Here is a 2,500-nt window from a genome sequence, read left to right on the forward strand (position 1 = left end):
TGCCGTCTGAACGTTCTGTGTTTGGATTTTCTGACGCTGGTTGCGGGAGTAGGATTTGAACCTACGACCTTCAGGTTATGAGCCTGACGAGCTACCGGGCTGCTCCATCCCGCGTCAGAGTCAGATTTGTTTCATCGTTAGAGAGAAGGGGGATTTTACTAGGTTTGGCGGTGACCTACTCTCCCGGGGCTTAAGCCCAAGTACCATTGGCGCGGCAGTGCTTAACTTCCGGGTTCGGGATGGGACCGGGTGTTTCACTTGCGCTATGACCACCAAACCGAGGAAAATCCCCGTCGCGACTTTGCTTTTCAAAGCGCGACGAGTGGCAGGCAGCGTATTTGCATGCAAATGCGCGTTGCCACTCGGTAGTTATGTCAATCAACATCGCGGCTTGGCGCTGCGACGCTATCCATTGTCAAGGTCGGTGTATGCTTTGGTCTTGTCTTTCCATTACTGGATCAAATCAAGCCTATCGGGCGATTAGTACCGGTCAACTGAACGCATTACTGCGCTTACATCTCCGGCCTATTGACGTGGTGGTCTTCCACGGCCCTCAGGGAGACCTTGTTTTGAGGGGGGCTTCCCGCTTAGATGCCTTCAGCGGTTATCCTGTCCGATCATAGCTACCCAGCACTGCCGTTGGCACGACAACTGGTCCACCAGTGGATCGTTCACCCCGGTCCTCTCGTACTAGGGGCAACTCCTCTCAAGTCTCCTACACCCACGGCAGATAGGGACCGAACTGTCTCACGACGTTCTAAACCCAGCTCACGTACCTCTTTAAACGGCGAACAGCCGTACCCTTGGGACCTGCTCCAGCCCCAGGATGAGATGAGCCGACATCGAGGTGCCAAACACTGCCGTCGATATGGACTCTTGGGCAGTATCAGCCTGTTATCCCCGGCGTACCTTTTATCCGTTGAGCGATGGCCCTTCCACTCGGGACCACCGGATCACTATGGCCGTCTTTCGACTCTGCTCGACTTGTCAGTCTCGCAGTCAGGCTGGCTTCTGCCATTGCACTCAACGAGCGATTTCCGACCGCTCTGAGCCAACCTTCGCGCGCCTCCGTTACGCTTTAGGAGGCGACCGCCCCAGTCAAACTACCCGCCACGCAGGGTCCCGGATCCGGATAACGGACCGCGGTTAGACATCAAGAGTGCGAAGGGTGGTATCTCAAGGGAGGCTCCACGGATACTTGCGTTTCCGCTTCAAAGCCTACCACCTATCCTGCACATCACAATCCTGATGCCAGTGCGAAGCTGTAGTAAAGGTGCACGGGGTCTTTCCGTCTAACCGCGGGAAGCCTGCATCTTGACAGGCAATTCAATTTCGCTGAGTCGATGTTGGAGACAGCGGGGAAGTCGTTACGCCATTCGTGCAGGTCGGAACTTACCCGACAAGGAATTTCGCTACCTTAGGACCGTTATAGTTACGGCCGCCGTTTACCTGGGCTTCAATTCAAGGCTCTCACCTCTCCTTTTAACCTTCAGGCACCGGGCAGGCGTCAGACCCTATACGTCGTCTTGCGACTTCGCAGAGCCCTGTGTTTTTAATAAACAGTCGCCACCCCCTGGTTTGTGCCCCCAGCCCCTAGTTGCCTAGGAACCGGGCCTCCTTCTCGCGAACTTACGGAGGTATTTTGCCGAGTTCCTTCAACATCGTTCTCTCAAGCGCCTTGGTATGCTCTACCAGTCCACCTGTGTCGGTTTAGGGTACGGTCTGATGGAGGGCTATTTCCAGGAACTGCTCAGCAGCCCAACCAATCCGATAAGGCTGAACTACATCTGCAATCCGTCACATCCTCCTGGCCTAGGAATATTAACCTAGTTCCCATCGCCTACGCCTTTCGGCCTCGGCTTAGGGGCCGGCTTACCCTGCTCAGATTAGCTTTAAGCAGGAACCCTTGGACTTTCGGCGAGAGTGTCTCTCACACTCTTTGTCGCTACTCATGTCATCATTCTCACTAGTGATCTCTCCACCGGATCCCTCACAGGCCGGCTTCATCGAAAGATCCTCGCCTCCAATATCCCCGAAGGGATCAAGGAGGCATGGATCTATGTCACACTACGCTCTGCTACCATGCCTTACGGCATCCTAAGCTTCGGCTCATGGCTTGAGCCCCGTTACATCTTCGCCGCAGGACAACTTATTTAGACCAGTGAGCTGTTACGCTATCTTTAAAGGATGGCTGCTTCTAAGCCAACCTCCTGGTTGTTTTGGTCGTCCCACCTGCTTTCCCACTTAGCCATGAATTGGGGGCCTTAGCTGTAGGTCAGGGTTGTTTCCCTCTCCACTACGGACGTTAGCATCCGCAGTGTGTCTGCCATCTAGTACTCCCGGGTATTCGGAGTTTGGTTAGGATCAGTAAGCCTGTGGGGCCCCATTACCCATCCAGTGCTCTACCCCCCGGGGTATTCGGATGACGCTCTACCTAAATAGATTTCGCAGAGAACCAGCTATCTCCGAGTTTGATTGGCCTTTCACCCCTAGGCACAGC

Annotated in this window: 1 tRNA gene and 2 rRNA genes (1 of these 3 cut by a window edge); all 3 read right to left on the reverse strand. The window is 54.6% G+C overall.

Features of this window, described 5'->3' with window-relative positions:
* Positions 1 to 37: 37 nt before the first annotated feature.
* Positions 38 to 114 (reverse strand) — tRNA-Met (locus ACR0L3_RS20490).
* Positions 115 to 162: 48 nt separating this feature from the next.
* A 5S ribosomal RNA gene (gene rrf, locus ACR0L3_RS20495) occupies positions 163 to 277 on the reverse strand.
* A 182-nt stretch (positions 278 to 459) separates the two neighbouring features.
* Positions 460 to 2,500, reverse strand: a 23S ribosomal RNA gene (locus ACR0L3_RS20500); it runs 807 nt beyond the window's last position.

This window comes from Ruegeria sp. CK1 (genome assembly GCF_056536545.1).